16 protein-coding genes are annotated in these 17,620 nt (G+C 69.2%); 11 read left to right on the top strand and 5 right to left on the bottom strand.

Annotated elements, in window-relative coordinates; genetic code table 11:
- Positions 1-109 precede the first annotated feature (109 nt).
- On the bottom strand, positions 110-1,288 hold the full coding sequence (gene nadA / locus AB0I49_RS32355; protein ID WP_363230717.1) for a quinolinate synthase NadA: 1,179 nt from the start codon (positions 1,286-1,288) through the stop codon (positions 110-112).
- Positions 1,289-1,574: 286 nt separating this feature from the next.
- Between nadA and AB0I49_RS32350 the strand changes: the two genes are divergently transcribed.
- Positions 1,575-1,928: an iron-sulfur cluster assembly accessory protein gene (locus AB0I49_RS32350; protein WP_363230716.1), complete on the top strand. Its 354-nt coding sequence runs from the start codon at positions 1,575-1,577 to the stop codon at positions 1,926-1,928.
- 155 nt (positions 1,929-2,083) lie between these two features.
- On the opposite strand, the gene AB0I49_RS32345 is transcribed toward AB0I49_RS32350, so the two are convergent.
- Entirely contained in the window at positions 2,084-3,640 is a 1,557-nt protein-coding gene (locus tag AB0I49_RS32345; RefSeq protein ID WP_363230715.1) for a hypothetical protein, read from the bottom strand.
- Positions 3,641-3,878: 238 nt separating this feature from the next.
- On the opposite strand from AB0I49_RS32345, the gene AB0I49_RS32340 reads away from it, so the two are divergent.
- Positions 3,879-5,036: a transposase gene (locus AB0I49_RS32340; RefSeq protein ID WP_363230714.1), complete on the top strand. Its 1,158-nt coding sequence runs from the start codon at positions 3,879-3,881 to the stop codon at positions 5,034-5,036.
- A gap of 74 nt (positions 5,037-5,110) precedes the next feature.
- Here the strand turns inward: AB0I49_RS32340 and AB0I49_RS32335 are convergent, their stop codons facing one another.
- The gene (locus AB0I49_RS32335; RefSeq protein ID WP_363230713.1) at positions 5,111-5,326 is read right to left on the bottom strand and encodes a hypothetical protein; all 216 of its coding nucleotides are present in this window, start codon (positions 5,324-5,326) and stop codon (positions 5,111-5,113) included.
- A 201-nt stretch (positions 5,327-5,527) separates the two neighbouring features.
- On the opposite strand from AB0I49_RS32335, the gene AB0I49_RS32330 reads away from it, so the two are divergent.
- Positions 5,528-6,502 (top strand): carbohydrate kinase family protein, encoded by a 975-nt coding sequence (locus AB0I49_RS32330; protein ID WP_363230712.1) that lies wholly within the window; start codon positions 5,528-5,530, stop codon positions 6,500-6,502.
- Between the two features lie 40 nt (positions 6,503-6,542).
- Here the strand turns inward: AB0I49_RS32330 and AB0I49_RS32325 are convergent, their stop codons facing one another.
- Entirely contained in the window at positions 6,543-7,940 is a 1,398-nt protein-coding gene (locus tag AB0I49_RS32325) for an aminotransferase class V-fold PLP-dependent enzyme (RefSeq protein ID WP_363230711.1), read from the bottom strand.
- 270 nt (positions 7,941-8,210) lie between these two features.
- Here AB0I49_RS32325 and coxB point away from each other — a divergent pair, with 270 nt between their 5' ends.
- From coxB to AB0I49_RS32305, 4 genes are all read left to right on the top strand, one after another.
- A complete protein-coding gene (gene coxB, locus AB0I49_RS32320; RefSeq protein ID WP_363230710.1) occupies positions 8,211-9,179 on the top strand; it encodes a cytochrome c oxidase subunit II in 969 nt (322 codons plus the stop codon).
- Complete coding sequence (ctaD, locus tag AB0I49_RS32315; protein ID WP_363230709.1) at positions 9,176-10,912, top strand: cytochrome c oxidase subunit I; 1,737 nt, start codon at positions 9,176-9,178, stop codon at positions 10,910-10,912. Before coxB ends, ctaD begins: the two co-directional genes overlap by 4 nt.
- Positions 10,909-11,307: a cytochrome c oxidase subunit 4 gene (locus AB0I49_RS32310; RefSeq protein WP_363230708.1), complete on the top strand. Its 399-nt coding sequence runs from the start codon at positions 10,909-10,911 to the stop codon at positions 11,305-11,307. Before ctaD ends, AB0I49_RS32310 begins: the two co-directional genes overlap by 4 nt.
- Before the next feature lie 114 nt (positions 11,308-11,421).
- Positions 11,422-12,672 carry an Ig-like domain-containing protein gene (locus AB0I49_RS32305; RefSeq protein WP_363230707.1) on the top strand — a complete coding sequence of 417 codons (1,251 nt, stop codon included), beginning with the start codon at positions 11,422-11,424 and terminating at the stop codon, positions 12,670-12,672.
- A 31-nt stretch (positions 12,673-12,703) separates the two neighbouring features.
- Here the strand turns inward: AB0I49_RS32305 and AB0I49_RS32300 are convergent, their stop codons facing one another.
- On the bottom strand, positions 12,704-13,105 hold the full coding sequence (locus tag AB0I49_RS32300; RefSeq protein ID WP_363230706.1) for a hypothetical protein: 402 nt from the start codon (positions 13,103-13,105) through the stop codon (positions 12,704-12,706).
- 271 nt (positions 13,106-13,376) lie between these two features.
- Between AB0I49_RS32300 and AB0I49_RS32295 the strand changes: the two genes are divergently transcribed.
- The 4 genes from AB0I49_RS32295 to AB0I49_RS32280 all read left to right on the top strand — a co-directional run bounded on the left by AB0I49_RS32295 (position 13,377) and on the right by AB0I49_RS32280 (position 17,543).
- Positions 13,377-13,997: a heme-copper oxidase subunit III gene (locus AB0I49_RS32295; RefSeq protein WP_363230705.1), complete on the top strand. Its 621-nt coding sequence runs from the start codon at positions 13,377-13,379 to the stop codon at positions 13,995-13,997.
- Between the two features lie 65 nt (positions 13,998-14,062).
- Positions 14,063-14,872 carry a c-type cytochrome gene (locus AB0I49_RS32290; protein ID WP_363230704.1) on the top strand — a complete coding sequence of 270 codons (810 nt, stop codon included), beginning with the start codon at positions 14,063-14,065 and terminating at the stop codon, positions 14,870-14,872.
- Complete coding sequence (locus AB0I49_RS32285) at positions 14,869-15,924, top strand: Rieske 2Fe-2S domain-containing protein (RefSeq protein WP_363230703.1); 1,056 nt, start codon at positions 14,869-14,871, stop codon at positions 15,922-15,924. The genes AB0I49_RS32290 and AB0I49_RS32285 overlap by 4 nt, the downstream gene beginning before the upstream one ends.
- Positions 15,921-17,543, top strand: coding sequence for a cytochrome bc complex cytochrome b subunit (locus tag AB0I49_RS32280; RefSeq protein WP_363230702.1), 1,623 nt, complete (start codon positions 15,921-15,923; stop codon positions 17,541-17,543). The genes AB0I49_RS32285 and AB0I49_RS32280 overlap by 4 nt, the downstream gene beginning before the upstream one ends.
- Positions 17,544-17,620 lie beyond the last annotated feature (77 nt).

Raw genomic sequence — 17,620 nt, 5'->3', positions numbered from 1 at the left:
ACGCGCTCGGCACGTGCCCGGAACGCGCCCGGGACGCGCCCGGACCCGTGGAGTCCCGCACCGCTTGATGAGGTGCGGGACTCCACAGCCCCGTGTGTACGCACCGGCGTTACGGAAGCGCCAGCATGCGCTCCAGGGCCAGCTTCGAGAAGGCCGCGACCTCCGGGTCGACCTCGATGCGGTTGACGACCTTGCCGTCGGCGAGCGACTCCAGGGCCCAGACCAGGTGCGGCAGGTCGATGCGGTTCATCGTCGAGCAGAAGCAGACCGTCTTGTCGAGGAAGACGATCTCTTTGTCCTCCGCCGCGAAGCGGTTCGCGAGCCGCCGCACGAGGTTGAGCTCCGTGCCGATGGCCCACTTCGAACCGGCCGGGGCGGCTTCCAGGGCCTTGATGATGTACTCCGTCGAGCCGACGAGGTCCGCCGCCGCCACGACCTCGTGCCGGCACTCGGGGTGCACCAGCACATTGACGCCCGGTATGCGCTCGCGCACGTCGCGTACGGACTCCAGGGAGAACCGGCCGTGCACCGAGCAGTGCCCGCGCCACAGGATCACCTTGGCCGCCCGCAGCTCCTCGGCGGTGAGCCCGCCGCCCGGCTTGTGTGGGTTGTAGAGGACGCAGTCGTCGAGCGACAGGCCCAGGTCGCGCACGGCGGTGTTGCGGCCGAGGTGCTGGTCCGGGAGGAAGAGGATCTTCTCGCCCTGCTCGAAGGCCCACTTCAGCGCGCGCTCCGCGTTGGAGGACGTGCAGATCGTGCCGCCGTGCTTGCCGGTGAACGCCTTGATGTCGGCGGAGGAGTTCATGTACGAGACGGGGACGGTGGTCTCCGCGACGCCCGCGTCCGCGAGGACGTCCCAGCACTCGGCGACCTGCTCGGCCGTGGCCATGTCCGCCATCGAGCAGCCCGCGGCCAGGTCGGGCAGGACGACCTGCTGGCCGTCGCCGGTGAGGATGTCGGCGGACTCGGCCATGAAGTGCACGCCGCAGAAGACGATGTACTCGGCGCCGGGCCGGGCGGCCGCGTCCCGGGCGAGCTTGAAGGAGTCCCCGGTGACGTCCGCGAACTCGATGACCTCGTCGCGCTGGTAGTGGTGGCCGAGGACGAAGACCTTGTCCCCGAGCCGGGCCTTGGCCGCGCGGGCGCGCTCCACCAGGTCCGGGTCGGAGGGCGCCGGCAGGTCGCCGGGGCATTCCACGCCGCGCTCGCTCCGGGGGTCGGCCTCGCGGCCCAGAAGCAGTAGCGCCAGCGGTGAGGGCTGGACATCCAGGGGTTGGGCGGTGGTCACGACACGCACCCTTTCTCTTCCGCGAAACAGCCTTGTCGTCAATTTGACGTTATCTATCATAGCTGCTTCACGTCACTTTGACGATGGGCCTTGTGTCGATGTGACGCACCCCCCTCGGGGGCGTATCGCGGGGGCGGGACGGAGATCGGGGCCCGGCGGCCCGTGCCCGCGAGAGGGGTGGTGTGCGAGCATGAATGAAGAGAAAAGTGCTGGGCCCGGAATGAATCCGGGGTGCCGGAGGTTGCATCCGACGGCAAGCGGTCCGAACAACCCGGGAGAGAAGCAGATGAGCGTTCAGGACGAGACCACCGTGAGCGACGGCATCATCCTGTCGGACGCCGCCGCGTCGAAGGTCAAGGCCCTGCTGGAACAGGAGGGCCGTGACGACCTCGCGCTGCGCGTCGCCGTCCAGCCCGGCGGCTGCTCCGGCCTGCGCTATCAGCTCTTCTTCGACGAGCGCTCGCTCGACGGCGACGTCGTGAAGGACTTCGACGGCGTGAAGGTGATCACCGACCGGATGAGCGCCCCCTACCTGGGCGGCGCCTCCATCGACTTCGTCGACACCATCGAGAAGCAGGGCTTCACCATCGACAACCCGAACGCCACGGGCTCCTGCGCCTGCGGCGACTCCTTCAGCTGAACCGGCCGGCCGGCTGGAACGGCCGATACGGACGACAGAAGGCGGCGGTCCCCCCAGGGGCCGCCGCCTTCGTCATGCCGCCTTCGTCACGCGCACGCCGTCTGCCCGGCGTCACCACGCACCTCTCGCCGTGCGCCGCCGCGCACGTCCGGCGCTCACTTCTTCGTCTCCGGCTTCTCCGGCACCGCCTGGCCCGTCATCGCGTCCACGACCTTCCGGCCGTCCAGCGGCTTGTCCAGGCGCACCGTCTGATCGAAGCCCTTCGCCATCATCACGCACATCCGCCCCGGATGCTTCTCCTTGCCCGTGACGCCCACCGTCACCGACGTCGCGGACTGCTCCCGCGCGGCGGCGGAGTAATCACTGCACACCCCGCCCCAGAAGTGCAGCGTGAGCGTCCTGTCGTCCTTGCGGTCCACGCTGTACGAGGCGACGCGCGTCGCTCCGGACTTGGCCGGGCCGGACGGCTGCGAGGGAGCGGGCGAGGCCGGCTCCGACTCCTTGATGAACTTCGGGTCGACGGCGGGGTGGTCCACCGTGAAGGTATCGTCCTTGCCCGTGGTGCCCGGCACCTGCGTCTCGAAGAGCCACGAGGGCACCAGCGCCTGCCGCCCCGCGACGGCCCGCGCCGCCAGGGCGAACGTCGCCCCGCGCACGGTCACCGGGTCGGCCTTCCCCTTCGGGGCGCAGGGCAGCGTCGAGGCCCCGCCGCCGGCGCCCTTACCGGACTCCGTCGTGAGCGGCGCGGACGTCGCGCAGCCCCCGGTGTCGACACGGCCGTTCCCGGCGCCCTTGTTGAGCTGGTCGAGCGCGGCGCTCGCGCTGATCACGGGGTAGGAGTCGGCCTTCTCCGGCTTCGCCAACTGCCCGCTGCCGCCGGTGAGCTTGCCGTCCGAGCCGACCTGGAGGCTGGTCTGCCAGCCGTACGTCGGCAGGCCGCCCAGGACCGGGTCGGCCTTCACCACCCGTGTGGCGCCGAAGTGCTGGGCCGCGTCCAGCTTCGCGTTCCGCTGTCCGACCGAGTCCAGCACGGGCTCCGCCGCGCGCTTCGCCGTGGCCTCGGACACGGGCTGCGACCCGCCGCCCTTCGTCCCGGCGCCGCCGCGGTACGTAGGACAGGTACTGGCACCGGAGCCGGAACCGCCCGAGGCGGCGGTGTCCGGCCCGACGCCCGGCGGGTGCTCGCAGTGGGAGCCGCCCAGCGTGCCGTACCGCGCGTACGACCAGCTGCCCGGCCCCTTGCGGCCCACCTGGAGCGAGGGCCCGCCCTTGCCCTGCGCGGCGCCCACCTTCCACGTGCCGCCGTCGAGATGGGGCGTACCGGGCACGTCCAGGGCCTTCGCCAGCCGGGCGACCTGCTCCCGGCCGATGTCGTTCTGGGAGAGGTAGACCGGCGCCGACTCGGGCCCGTCCGGCAGCTTTCCGGGTGCCCGGTAGCGGGCGTTCCCGTGCGGGTCCGGCTCACCGGGCGCGATCCCCTGCGAGCCGGGGGCCTGCGAGCCTTGCGCGGCCCCGTGTACGTAGCCGTCGAGTGCCAAGGGGGGTGGTGCGCCGTCCTTGCCGGGCGTGGCCGAGCCACCGCCGTCGCCGGCGGTCGAGGCCCAGTAGGCGCCGCCACCGCCGGCCAGCAGCACCGCGGCCGCCACCGATACGACCACCAGCGGCGAACGGCGCCGCCGCGGCGTGCTGTCGGGGGGATCCTGGGTGCTCACAACATCGCTCCTTCAGCTCCGCTCAATGTGTAGTGCCCCATCCCCCGTGAGGGGGACGGGAATTGGACGGAGCGGGGGAGCGGACGGTTCCATCCGCCGGATCAGTGGGATCTGTCGAAGGCCCCCGGGTCTTCAACTCCGGGAGTAACCAGCGGAGGTCATGGATGACCGTACGAGCCGACGGATGGTGGGATTACCTTCCAATGTGATGACGTAGAGTAATGATACAGTCACGGGCGTGAAGATCGTGGTGCAGGTGAAGCTGCTGCCGGAGGCCGGTCAGGCCGCCGCGCTTCATGCGACCCTGCGTACGGTCAATGAGGCTGCATGTTGGGTCTCCGGTGTGGCGTTCGAGCTCGGTGTCCCGCGTGAGTACGAACTGCGCAAGCACACCTACGCCGAATTGAAGGCCCGCGGGCTGGGGGCGCAGGTCGCCCAACACGTCATCAAGAAGGCACGTGACGCCTATGCCGCGTTGCGGGCGAACATCCGCGCCGGGAACGTGGGCAAGCCGGCGTCGAAGCGCAGGGTCAAGGCGGAGTCGAAACCGATCACATTTCGACCCGGGGCCGCGCAGCCCTACGACGACCGGTGCCTGTCCTGGCAGTACGACGCCCGGACGGTGTCGGTCTGGACGACGGTCGGGCGGCTCAAGGGTGTCCCCTTCGTCTGCTCCGCTGGCGCGCTCAAGATGCTCCGCATGCACCGTAAGGGCGAGTCCGACCTGATCGAGCGCGACGGGGCGTTCTATCTGGCCGCCGTCTGTGATGTCCCCGAGGGGCAGCAGTACGAGCCCGGCGGGTTCATCGGGGTCGACCTCGGCATTGCCAACATCGCCACCACCTCCACCGGTTACCGGGCTGCTGGGCGCGGTCTGAACCGGCACCGGAAGCGACAGCTCGATCTACGGAAGAAGCTCCAGGCCAAAGGCACCAACTCCGCGAAACGCCTTCTCAAGAAGCGCTCCCGCAAGGAAGCCCGGCACGCTGCCAACGTCAACCACATCGTCTCCAAAGCCATTGTCACCACCGCTGAACGCACCGGCTCCGGGATCGCCCTTGAAGACCTCACGGGCGTCCGAAGCCGGGTACGGCTCCGCAAGGACCAGCGGGCTCCTCTGCATTCGTGGGGCTTCCTCCAGCTTGGCCGGTACATCGAGTACAAGGCCAAGCGGGCTGGGGTGCCGTTGGTGTACGTCGATCCGGCGTACACCAGCCAGCAATGCTCCGAGTGCGGCCACATCGACCGGCGCAACCGCCTGTCACAAGCGCTGTTCGCCTGCCGGCCCTGCGGGGCCCGTATGCACGCGGACGACAACGCGTCCCACAACATCGGCCGTAAGGGCGAAAGCGTGTGGATTGCGGGGCGTGAGTCACGCGCCCCTGTCACTCCCTAGGGGGTGTCTGGACGGAGGGGCCAACCCAGCAACCAGTTGGGCGCTACCTCCAAGCCCGCCCCTTCAGGGCCGGGTCAAGTTGACTCGCCGTATTCGGACATCCCGTCCACCAGTCGTGCGGAGGCCGGCGGCACCGTGATGCCGCGGATGCGCGTGAGCGGTACGGGCGCGGGCGGGGTCGCCGCCGGGGTCGCCCACTGGGGGGCCATCCGAGCGCAGTCGCCCCGCAGCTCGTCGAGCGATTCCGGCTCGGCGGCGGGGGCTGTGACGGGCTTCACAGGATTCGGCATATCCGCACCGTACGCATCATCCGACCCGCGAAGAAAGCCCTACTATTGGGTAGTTTTGACCGGTCGGAAAGGTGAATCGGCACCCGGTAACTTGGACTGGCTGTTTTCCCCGTTTCCCTACGCGTTTTTCTCTTCGCCTTCCTCTTCATTACGGCTCTTCGCCTACTTCCCACCCCTTCGCCCCGCAGGAGCAGACCCGCCGTGCGTATCGCTGTCACCGGCTCCATCGCCACCGACCATCTGATGACCTTCCCCGGCCGTTTCGCCGATCAGCTGGTCGCCGACCAGTTGCATACGGTCTCCCTCTCCTTCCTCGTCGACGACCTCGACGTCCGCCGCGGCGGCGTCGCCCCCAACATCTGCTACGGCATGGGGCTGCTCGGCCTGAAGCCGATCATGGTGGGCGCGGCCGGCGAGGACTTCGCCGACTACCGCGCCTGGCTCGACCGGCACGGCGTCGACACCGGCTCCGTCCATATCTCCGACGTCCTGCACACCGCGCGGTTCGTCTGCACCACGGACACCGACCACAACCAGATCGCGTCCTTCTACACCGGCGCGATGAGCGAGGCCCGCCAGATCGAGCTGCAGCCCGTCGCCGACCGCGTCGGCGGCCTGGACCTGGTCCTGATCAGCGCGGACGACCCCGAGGCGATGCTGCGCCACACGCAGGAGTGCCGTTCGCGCGGCATCCCGTTCGCCGCGGACCCCTCCCAGCAGCTGGCGCGGATGGCCGGCGACGACATCCGGGTCCTGGTCGAGGGCGCCGCGTACCTCTTCACCAACGAGTACGAGAAGGCCCTCATCGAGTCCAAGACGGGCTGGACGGCGGAGGAGATCCTGGCCAAGGTCGGTACCCGCGTCACCACCCTGGGCGCCAACGGGGTGCGCATCGAGCGCGCCGGCGAGGAGGCCATCGAGGTCGGCTGCGCGGAGGAGGAGGCGAAGGTCGACCCCACCGGCGTCGGCGACGCCTTCCGCGCGGGCTTCCTCGCGGGCACCGCCTGGGGCCTGCCCCTGGAGCGCTCGGCCCAGCTCGGCTGCATGCTCGCCACGCTCGTCATCGAGACGCTCGGCACCCAGGAGTACGAGCTGCGCCGCGGCCACTTCATGGAGCGCTTCACCAAGGCGTACGGCGAGGAGGCCGCCGCCGAGGTGCAGGCGCACCTGGCGTGACTCTCGGGCACGGCCCCTTCCTGCCGGGAGGGGCCGTGCCCTATGCCCGGCGCCGCACCGTATAGGCGGCGCCGCGTTCCGCCGCGCGCTCCCCGGCGTAGTCGTGGCCGCGCATCTCGCACCAGGCCGGGATGTCCAGGCGCGCCGCCTCGTCGTCCGCCAGCACCGTGACGCTCCCGCCGACCGGGACGTCCCCGATGACCTTGGCCAGCTCGATCACCGGCAGCGGGCAGCGCTTGCCGAGCGCGTCGACGACCAGGTCCGCGTCAGAATTCCCGTCGGCAGGGGAAGAAGAGGCGGCGGAAGGAGCCGGCGCGGACAGCCGGTCGCGGACCGAGGCGACCGCCTCCGGGAGCACCGCGAGAAAGCGCTCCACATCCTCCTCGGCGGCGCCCACCGGCAGCGACACCCGCACATTGCCCTCGGAGAGCACCCCCATCGCCCGCAGCACATGGCTCGGCGTCAGCGTGCTCGACGTGCACGAGGAACCGGACGACACGGAGAACCCGGCCCGGTCCAGGGCGTGCAGCAATGTCTCCCCGTCGACATAGAGACAGGAGAACGTCACCAGATGGGGGAGCCTGCGCACCGGGTCGCCGACCACCTCCACGTCCGGCACCAGGTGCGGCACCCGTGCCCGTATCCGGTCCACCAGCGCCCGCAGCCGCGCGCCTTCGGCCTCGGCGGACGCCCGTACGGCCCGCAGCGAGGCCGCCGCCGCCACGATGGCGGGCAGGTTCTCGAAGCCCGGCGCGCGCCCCGACTCCCGCTCGTCCGCCGGTCCCCGGGGCGCGAACCGCACCCCCTTGCGCACGGCCAGCAGCCCGACCCCGGAGGGGCCGCCCCACTTGTGCGCGCTCGCGGCCAGCAGCGACCAGCCCGCGGGGGCGGGGCTCCAGCCCAGCGACTGGGCCGCGTCCACGAGCAGCGGCACCCCGGCCGCCCGGCACGCCTCGGCGGTCTCGGCCACCGGCTGCTCCGTGCCCACCTCGTGGTTGGCGGTCTGGAGGACGGCCAGCGCGGTGTCGCCGCGCAGCGCCGCCGCGTACGCCGCCGGGTCGGCCCGGCCCGTACGGTCCACCGCGACCTCGGTCACCGAACCGCCCGCCGACTCGTGGGCCGCGGCCGAATGGAGTACCGAAGAGTGTTCGACCGCGCTCACGATCAGGTGGCGGCCGACACGCCGACGCCCCGCGAGCGCGCCGGCGATCCCGTCGTGCACCGCGCGCGTCCCGGAGGAGGTGAAGACCAGCTCGTCGGGGCGGCACTCCACCTCCTGCGCGGCGGCCTCGCGCGCGGCGTCCAGCAGCAGCCGGGCGCGCCTGCCCTCGCGGTGGAGCCGGGCCGGGTCGGCCCACCCCTCGTCCAGCGCGGCGAGCAGCGCCTCGCGGGCGACCGGGTGCAGGGGGGCGGCTGACGCGGCATCGAAGTAGGGCACGTCCCGAACGCTAGCGCCCGGCCCCCGCGGGCGGCGCGGTACGGTCCGGAGACCGAGCTGACGGACCTCCAGTTCGCTCGCGGAGGCGGGGATTCCACCCCTTCGGGGAGTAGCGCGGCGCGTTGGGCACCCTCCCCGCGCGACCCCAAATAGCGTCCAGTAGGGTTTGGTCCGCATAAACATCCAAACCCCTGCCCGCGCCGGGCCGGCGACCGACCCTTCAGACGGCCGCAGCCGGAACCGCGGGCGAGACTCTCGGGAAGGCGCTACGTGAGTCCCAACGGCTCCGACCGCTCGTCGCGGCGCCCGGTGCGGCGGAAGCTGCTGCAGGCGCTGGCCGCGGGCTTGGTCCTGGCGACCGCCACCGGTTGCACATCCAAGGACTTCCCCCGCCTCGGAATGCCCACCCCGGTCACGGAAGAGGCGCCGCGGATCCTCTCCCTGTGGCAGGGCTCGTGGGCGGCTGCGCTCGCTACGGGCGTACTGGTGTGGGGCCTGATCCTGTGGAGTGTCATCTTCCACCGACGCTCCAGGACCAAGGTCGAGGTTCCCCCGCAGACCCGGTACAACATGCCGATCGAGGCGTTGTACACCGTGGTCCCGATCATCGTCGTCGCGGTGCTCTTCTACTTCACCGCCCGCGACGAGAACAAGCTTATGACCAACCCCAAGAAGCCGGACCACGTCGTGAACGTGGTGGGCTTCCAGTGGAGCTGGGCCTTCAACTACCTGGAGGACGTGAAGGGCAGCCCCCGGCCCTCGAAGCCGCTCCGCGACAACAAGGAACTGTCCGCCATCCCGGACCGGTACCTGGCGAAGGCGCCCCAGAACGCCGGCGGCGTCTACGAGGTCGGCACGCCGGCCACGAAGGACCCGGACACCGGCAACCCGGGCCCGACCCTGTGGCTGCCGAAGGGTGAGACCGTCGAGTTCGTCCTCACCTCGCGGGATGTCATCCACTCGTTCTGGGTGGTGCCGTTCCTGATGAAGCAGGATGTCTTCCCGGCGCACACCAACAGCTTCACGGTGACCCCGAACAAGGAGGGCACCTTCCTCGGCAAGTGCGCCGAGCTGTGCGGCGTGGACCACTCCCGCATGCTCTTCAACGTCAAGGTCGTCTCGCCCGAGGCGTACAAGGCGCACCTTGAGGAGCTCGCGAAGAAGGGCCAGACCGGTTACCAGCCGGCGGGCATCGCGCAGACGGATCACGCGAAGAACGCGGAGACCAAGAACAAGTGAGCATCCTCAACGAACCCCAGGGTGCCGCCGCCGACACGGCTCCGGCAGCACCGCCCGTACGCCAGAAGCAACCCGGCGCCGCCGTGGTCAAGTGGCTCACCACCACCGACCACAAGACGATCGGCACGCTCTATCTGGTCACGTCGTTCGCGTTCTTCTGCATCGGCGGCGTCATGGCGCTGCTCATGCGCGCCGAACTGGCCCGTCCCGGCACGCAGATCATGTCGAACGAGCAGTTCAACCAGGCGTTCACGATGCACGGCACGATCATGCTGCTGATGTTCGCGACGCCGCTGTTCTCCGGATTCGCGAACTGGATCATGCCGCTCCAGATCGGCGCGCCCGACGTGGCGTTCCCGCGGCTGAACATGTTCGCCTACTGGCTCTACCTCTTCGGCTCGCTCATCGCGGTGGGCGGCTTCCTCACGCCGGACGGCGCGGCCGACTTCGGCTGGTTCGCCTACTCCCCGCTGTCGGACGCGATCCGCTCGCCGGGCGTCGGCGCCGACATGTGGATCATGGGTCTGGCCCTCTCCGGCTTCGGCACGATCCTCGGCTCGGTCAACTTCATCACCACGATCATCTGCATGCGCGCTCCCGGCATGACGATGTTCCGGATGCCGATCTTCTGCTGGAACGTCCTGCTGACCGGTGTGCTGGTCCTGCTGGCCTTCCCCGTGCTGGCCGCCGCGCTGCTCGCCCTGGAGGCGGACCGCAAGTTCGGCGCCCAGATCTTCGAGGCCGCGAACGGCGGCGCACTGCTCTGGCAGCACCTCTTCTGGTTCTTCGGCCATCCAGAGGTCTACATCATCGCGCTGCCGTTCTTCGGCATCATTTCCGAGGTCATTCCGGTCTTCTCCCGAAAGCCGATGTTCGGCTACATCGGGCTGATCGCCGCGACGATTTCCATCGCCGGTCTCTCGGTGACCGTCTGGGCGCACCACATGTACGTGACGGGCGGCGTGCTATTGCCGTTCTTCTCCTTCATGACCTTCCTGATCGCGGTACCGACCGGTGTGAAGTTCTTCAACTGGATCGGCACCATGTGGAAGGGCTCGCTGAGTTTCGAAACACCGATGCTCTGGGCCGTCGGATTCCTGATCACCTTCACCTTCGGTGGTCTGACCGGCGTCATCCTGGCCTCGCCGCCGATGGACTTCCACGTCTCCGACTCGTACTTCGTGGTCGCGCACTTCCACTACGTCATCTTCGGCACCGTGGTCTTCGCGATGTTCTCCGGCTTCCATTTCTGGTGGCCGAAGTTCACCGGCAAGATGCTGGACGAGCGGCTCGGAAAGATCACCTTCTGGACGCTGTTCGTGGGCTTCCACGGCACGTTCCTGGTGCAGCACTGGCTGGGCGTCGAGGGCATGCCGCGCCGCTACGCGGACTACCTCGCGGCGGACGGCTTCACCACGCTGAACACCATCTCGACGATCAGCTCGTTCCTGCTCGGCCTGTCGATGCTGCCGTTCTTCTACAACGTCTGGAAGACCGCCAAGTACGGCAAGAAGGTCGAGGTCGACGACCCGTGGGGCTACGGCCGCTCGCTGGAGTGGGCGACCTCCTGCCCGCCGCCGCGGCACAACTTCCTCACGCTGCCGCGCATCCGCTCCGAATCCCCGGCGTTCGACCTGCACCACCCGGAGATCGCGGCGCTCGACCAGCTCGAGAACGCGCACGGGGCGCAGGATGACAAGGCTCTCGCGGGCGGCAAGGAGGCCGGCAAGTGAAGATCCAAGGACGGATGTTCATCTGGCTCGCCCTCTTCATCCTCGTCATGGCGATCGTCTATGGCGTGTGGTCGAAGGAGGCGGCCGGCACCACGGCGCTCTTCATGGCCTTCGGCCTGAGCATCATGATCGGCTACTACCTGGCCTTCACGGCTCGCCGGGTGGACGCCGGGGCGCAGGACAACAAGAACGCGGACGTCGCCGACGACGCCGGTGAGCTGGGCTTCTTCTCCCCGCACAGCTGGCAGCCGCTGTCCCTGGGCATCGGCGGTGCGCTCGCCTTCATGGGCGTCATCTTCGGCTGGTGGCTGATGTTCTTCTCGGCCCCGATCATCCTGGTCGGCCTCTTCGGCTGGGTGTTCGAGTACTACCGCGGAGAGAACGCGAACCAGTAGTTCTCCGCGGCGCACGGCACGGAGCGGCCCCCGTACACCCCACGGTGTGCGGGGGCCGACCCATTTGCACTCGCCCCACGCGCCGCGGCCGCCGATCCTCCCTACCGTGTGACCATGAGTCACACTCCTCGCTGCCGGACCGTGCTGAGCTGGGCACTGCTGCTCGCCCCCCTCGCGGTGGGGTCCACCGCATGCGGCGGATCGTCGTCGAACCCGCTGGCCGACAAGCCGTACGACGCGGCCGGCCAGGTCGCCTTCGCGGGCGTCGAGGGCGGCGGCAAGGCCGACCCGGACAAGCCCCTGGAGGTCCGCGCCAAGGGCGAGGACCGGATCACGGACGTCACCGCCACCGACGCGGCGGGGCGGTACGTACGGGGCGAACTCGACGCCGACGGCTCCCACTGGCGCTCCACGGTCCCGCTGGCCGCCGGCGCGCACTACACGGTGCGGGTCAGCACCGAGGACGAGGACGGCGCCCAGGGCCGCCGTACGGTCGGTTTCGACACCGCCCCGGCGGACAAGCTGCTGCGGGTGAAATTCGGCCCGGACAGCGGCACGTACGGCGTCGGACAGCCCGTCACCGCCGAGCTCAGCCGGCCCGTCAAGGACCCCGCCGCCCGCGCCGTGGTCGAGCGGGCCCTCAAGGTCGACTCGCAGCCCTCCGTGGAGGGCGCCTGGCACTGGGTGGACGGCCGCACCCTGCACTACCGGCCGCGCGAGTACTGGCCCGCGCACGCCACCGTGAACGTGCGCAGCGGCCTCGCGGGCATCAAGGTCGGCCCCGGCCTCCACGGCGGCCCCTCGAAGCCCCTGACGCTCCGTACGGGCGACCGCGTCGAGGCCGTCACCGACGCCGGGGCGCACTACATGACCGTGCTGCGCAACGGCAAGGAGATCCGCTCGATCCCCGTCACCACCGGCAAGCCCGGCTTCTCCACCCGCAACGGGGTCAAGGTGGTCCTGGGCCAGGAATCCTTCGTACGGATGCGCGGCACCAGCATCGGCATCTCCGAGGGCAGCTCGGACTCCTACGACCTGCCCGTCCACTGGGCCACCCGGGTCACCTGGAGCGGCGAGTACGTGCACGCGGCGCCCTGGTCCACCGGGTCCCAGGGCGCCGCCAACGTCAGCCACGGCTGTACGGGCATGTCCACCGAGGCCGCCCACTGGTTCTTCGACACCGTGCGGGTCGGCGACATCGTCAAGGTGGTGAACAGCGGCGGCGAGACCATGACGCCGTTCGACAACGGCTTCGGCGACTGGAACCTCAGCTGGCAGGCGTGGCGCAAGGGCAGCGCCCTGCACGCCGCGACCCGCGAGGGGAGCAGCCCCGCCGATGCGGCCCGCCTGCGCCCCGGAATGTGAGCCGGCGGGCCGCCGCGGCCCGCCGGGCCCGTCAGGTCGTCACGGCCGTCCGTACGCGCACCAGGGCGGCCAGGGCGTCCGCGAACGCCACCGGGTCCAGCGGATGCGTCACGGCGGCGTCGGCGCGGCTCCAGGTGGCCAGCCAGGCGTCCTGGGGGCGGCCGATGAGGAGCAGCACGGGCGGGCAGTCGAACACCTCGTCCTTGATCTGCCGGCAGACGCCCATGCCGCCCGCGGGGGCGCTCTCGCCGTCGAGCACGCACACGTCGACGCGGTGCTCCGCGAGGGTCTTCAGGACGGCCGGGAGCGTCGCGCACTCCAGGAACTCCACCGGCGGCACATCGGCGGCGGGGCGGCGCCCGGCGGCCAGCCGCACCTGCTCCCGGGTGCTCGCGTCATCGCTGTAGACCAGCACCGTGGCAGTGGGCTGCATCGTTCCTCCACGCTTCTAGAGAGCACAGTTGTGGGTCGGACCGTTGCGCGGATGCTACTCCGCGAGCGCCGCGCCGGTGGAGGGTTCGGACGGGACCAAGATCGGGCCGATGGGCCGTCAGGACGGGTGCGCGCAGGGTGCGCAGGAGGTGGCGCACGGTGTGCTTCCCCCCTTCGGGGGACCTCCGGAATGGGCCGTACGAGCAGGGCATACCGTCTTGACACACCGAACGGCACCCCCCGGAGTGAGCGCAAGATAAGGGACCGACATAATGTCGGTCGTGGCGACAGCAACAGCAGTAGATACCGGGCATGCGCACCCCTCGGTCAACCGGCCGAACCTCACCAGCGTCGGAACCATCATCTGGCTGAGTTCCGAGCTGATGTTCTTCGCGGCCCTCTTCGCGATGTACTTCACCCTGCGATCGGTGACCGGAGCCGACCACTGGAAGGAAATGGCGTCGTCGCTGAACGTTCCGTTCTCAGCGGCGAACACCACGATCCTGGTGCTCTCCTCTCTCACGTGTCAGCTCGGCGTGTTCGCCGCCGAGCGGGGCGACGTGAAGAAGTTGCGCACGTGGTTCTCCGTCACCTTCGTGATGGGTGCGATCTTCATTGGCGGCCAGATCTTCGAGTACACCGACCTGGTGAAGAAGGACGGGCTTTCGCTCTCCTCGGACCCGTACGGCTCGGTGTTCTACCTGACGACCGGCTTCCACGGCCTGCACGTGACGGGCGGACTCATCGCCTTCCTGCTGGTCCTGGGCAGGACGTACGCGGCCAAGAGGTTCACTCATCACCAGGCGACGGCGGCCATCGTCGTGTCCTACTACTGGCACTTCGTCGACGTGGTCTGGATCGGGCTCTTTGCCACGATCTACTTGATCAAGTAATCGGTCCCGCACAGGACCACAGTCCAGAAGCATCGACGCAGAAGATCCTGACACCGGGGTAATCCGTGAAAAAGCTCTCCGCACGACGACGCCATCCGCTGGCGGCGGTCGTCGTCCTACTCTTCGCGCTGGCGGTAACTGGGGGGCTGTACGCCGCGTTCGCGCCGGCGGACAAGGCCAAGGCCGAGGACACCGCCCAGTCCCTTGCCATCGAGGAGGGCAAGAAGCTCTACTCCGTCGGCTGCGCAAGCTGCCACGGCACCGGCGGTCAGGGCAGCTCCGACGGCCCGCCCCTGGTGGGCGTGGGCGCCGCCGCCGTGGACTTCCAGGTCAGCACCGGCCGCATGCCCCTGCAGCAGCAGGGCGCGCAGGCGCCCAGCAAGAAGGCGCTCTACTCGCAGGCCGAGACCGACCAGCTCGCCGCGTACATCGCCTCGCTCGGCGCGGGCCCCTCGGTTCCGACCAAGGGCCAGTACAACCCGGACGGCGCGGACATCGCCAAGGGCGGGGAGCTCTTCCGTACGAACTGCGCCCAGTGCCACAATTTCACCGGCAAGGGTGGCGCGCTCTCGAACGGCAAGTTCGCCCCGTCGCTTGAGGGCGTCGACCCCAAGCACATCTACGAGGCCATGCAGACCGGCCCGCAGAACATGCCTTCCTTCCCCGACACGACGATGCCGGAGAAGAACAAGAAGGACATCATCGCGTACCTCGGCGCGGTCAACAGCGACAAGTCGGAGAACCCCGGCGGCCTCGAACTGGGCGGGCTCGGCCCGGTCAGCGAGGGTCTGTTCGCCTGGATCTTCGGGCTCGGCGCGCTGATCGCCGTCGCCATCTGGGTCGCCGCCCGGACCGCAAAGGCCAAGAAGTCATGAGTAGCCAAGACATTCCAGAAGAGAACCTGCCGAGCGAGCAGGGCGACGCGCACGACGGCGCGGTGGCCACCCACGCCGACCCCTTCGCCGACCCGGGCCTGCCGCCGCACGAGCACCGCGTCCAGGACATCGACGAGCGGGCCGCCAAGCGCTCCGAGCGCGTGGTCGCGTTCCTGTTCCTGCTCTCCATGCTGGCCACGGTCGGCTTCATCGCCTCGTACGTGGCTCTCCCGGTCGACAAGATCATCTACGTCTACCCGGTCGGCCACGTCAGCGCCCTGAACTTCTCGCTGGGGCTCACCCTCGGCGTGGCGCTGTTCTGCATCGGCGCGGGCGCGGTCCACTGGGCCCGCACCCTGATGTCCGACGTGGAGGTCGCCGACGAGCGCCACGCGATCTCGGCCGAGCCCGAGGTCAAGGCCAAGGTTCTCGACGACTTCAAGGCGGGCGCCGAGGAGTCGGCGTTCGGCCGCCGCAAGCTGATCCGCAACACCATGTTCGGCGCGCTGGCCCTGGTGCCGCTCTCCGGTGTGGTGCTGCTGCGCGACCTCGGCCCGCTGCCGGGCACCAAGCTCCGGCACACCCGCTGGTCCGCGGGGAAGCTGCTGATCAACCAGAACACCAATCAGCCGCTGCGGCCCGAGGACATCTCGGTGGGCTCGCTGACCTTCGCCATGCCGGAGGGCATGAAGGAGGACGACCACGATTTCCAGCAGGAGATCGCGAAGGCGGCCCTGATGATCGTCCGGATCCAGCCGGAGAACATCAAGGACAAGAAGGAACTGGACTGGTCGGCGGACGGCATCGTCGCCTACTCGAAGATCTGCACCCACGTCGGCTGCCCCATCAGCCTGTACGAGCAGCAGACGCACCACGTGCTCTGCCCGTGCCACCAGTCGACGTTCGACCTCTCCGACGGCGGCCGAGTGATCTTCGGCCCGGCCGGCCACGCCCTGCCGCAGCTGCGGATCAAGGTCAATGACAAGGGCTACCTAGAGGCGTTGGGCGACTTCGCCGAGCCCGTCGGTCCTGCCTTCTGGGAGCGCGGATGAGTACTGAAAGCAGCAAGCGCAAGGCGCCCGCCGGCGAGCGGGTGGCCGACTGGGCGGATGGCCGGCTCGGCATCTACAGCCTGGCCAAGGCCAACATGCGCAAGATCTTCCCGGACCACTGGTCCTTCATGCTGGGCGAGGTCTGCCTCTACAGCTTCATCATCATCATCCTCACGGGTGTGTATCTGACGCTGTTCTTCCACCCGAGCATGCAGGAAGTCACGTACCACGGCTCGTACGTGCCCATGCAGGGCATGCACATGTCCGACGCCTTCCAGTCGACGATGCACATCAGCTTCGATGTGCGCGGCGGTCTGCTGATCCGGCAGATCCACCACTGGGGCGCGCTGATCTTCCTCGCGGCGATGTTCGTGCACATGATGCGCGTCTTCTTCACGGGCGCGTTCCGCAAGCCGCGCGAGATCAACTGGCTCTTCGGCTTCCTGCTGTTCGTGCTGGGCATGTTCACCGGCTTCACCGGCTACTCCCTGCCGGACGACCTGCTCTCCGGCACCGGCGTCCGGTTCATGGAGGGCGCGATCCTGTCCGTGCCGATCATCGGCACGTACATCTCGATGTTCCTGTTCGGCGGCGAGTTCCCCGGCTCGGACTTCGTGCCGCGGTTCTTCTCGATCCACGTCCTGCTGCTGCCGGGCATCATGCTCGGCCTGCTGGTGGCGCACCTGATCCTGGTCTTCTACCACAAGCACACGCAGTTCCCCGGCCCCGGCCGGACGAACAAGAACGTGGTCGGCATGCCGCTGCTGCCGGTCTACATGGCCAAGGCCGGAGGCTTCTTCTTCCTGGTCTTCGGTGTGATCGCGGCCGTCGCCGCCATCGCGACGATCAACCCGATCTGGGCGATCGGCCCCTACCGGCCGGACCAGGTGTCCACGGGCGCCCAGCCCGACTGGTACATGGGCTTCTCCGAGGGCCTGATCCGAGTGATGCCTGGCTGGGAGATCAACCTCTGGGGCCACACCCTGGTCCTGGGCGTGCTCATCCCGCTGATCATCTTCCCGCTCGTGCTGGTGTCCATCGCGGTGTACCCGTTCATCGAGTCCTGGGTCACCGGGGACAAGCGGGAGCACCACCTGCTGGACCGCCCGCGCAACGCCCCGACGCGCACCGCGTTCGGCGCCGCCTGGATCAGCTGGTACTTCGTGCTGCTCGTCGGCGGTGGAAACGACCTCTGGGCCACCCACTTCCACCTCTCGATCAACGCGATCACCTGGTTCGTCCGCGTCGGCTTCTTCGTGGTGCCGGTGCTGGTCTTCATCGCCACGCGCCGGATCTGCCTCGGGCTCCAGCGGCGCGACCGCGACAAGGTGCTGCACGGACGCGAGTCCGGCATCATCAAGCGGCTGCCGCACGGCGAGTTCGTCGAGGTCCACGAGCCGCTCTCGCAGGAGCAGCTGCACACCCTCACGGCGCACGACCAGCCCAAGCCGCTGGAGATCGGCTCCGAGGTCGACGAGAACGGCGTGGAGCGCAAGGTCGGCCGGACCACCAAGCTCCGGGCGAAGCTCTCCAAGGGCTTCTACGGAGAGGGGACCCAGATCCCCAAGGCCACCGCCGAGGAGTACGAGGAGATCACCAGCGGCCACGGCCACCACTGATCCCACGCCCGAGAGCGTCATCCGCTGACCGCCACAGCGAGAGCCCCGTCCAGCGCATGGACGGGGCTCTTCGCTGT

This window comes from Streptomyces sp. NPDC050617, from assembly GCF_040654795.1.
In the GTDB taxonomy this organism is placed as follows: domain Bacteria; phylum Actinomycetota; class Actinomycetes; order Streptomycetales; family Streptomycetaceae; genus Streptomyces.
Note: the sequence above shows the minus strand (reverse complement) of the source record. Positions and strands in the feature narration are given on the sequence as shown.